Origin of the sequence: Aquibium sp. ELW1220, assembly GCF_030398385.1 — a bacterium.
GTDB lineage: Bacteria > Pseudomonadota > Alphaproteobacteria > Rhizobiales > Rhizobiaceae > Aquibium.
Genome location: NZ_JAOAOQ010000132.1, coordinates 1 through 504, shown reverse-complemented (window position 1 = coordinate 504; position 504 = coordinate 1). Strand labels below are relative to the sequence as shown.

Here is a 504-nt window from a genome sequence, read left to right as displayed (position 1 = left end):
ACGAAGGCGCCGGTGGCGAGGTCGCGCACGAGCGTCTCGTTGACGGGCGTGCCGGCGAAGTCGAAGTCGTCGATGTCCTTGGCCAGCGGCAGCTTGGCGACGGTGAGCTGGTACTTGATGGAGCGCGCCTGCTTCTCGGCGATCTCGGCCGACAGCAGATCGCCGACGACCCTCGGCGGCTCGTGCTGACGCTTGATCGCANGGCCGACAGCAGATCGCCGACGACCCTCGGCGGCTCGTGCTGACGCTTGATCGCAGTGGTCATGATCTCGTCGTAGGCGCTGCGCATGCCATAGAGCTTCAGCGTTCCCATCAGGTCCAGAACCTGGGTGCGTTCCATCAGCTTGCCCTCCTGAGGCTGTCGTAGCGGGCGCAGTCGGCCTGCGGCTCGATCGCCAAGCGCAGTGCGTCGGGTGTGAGGATGGTGACGGCCGGCGCCGGATCGCGGCGCCGGGCCAGGATGTTGAGAATGACGGCGGACGAGCAGACGTTCTCGGCAAGCGC

2 pseudogenes are annotated in these 504 nt (G+C 67.0%); both read right to left on the bottom strand.

Features of this window, described 5'->3' with window-relative positions:
* Positions 1-340, bottom strand: a pseudogene (locus N1F91_RS31060) (ATP-binding protein); the annotation flags it as partial.
* Positions 340-504, bottom strand: a pseudogene (locus N1F91_RS31055) (IS21 family transposase); the annotation flags it as partial. The pseudogenes N1F91_RS31055 and N1F91_RS31060, both read right to left, overlap by 1 nt.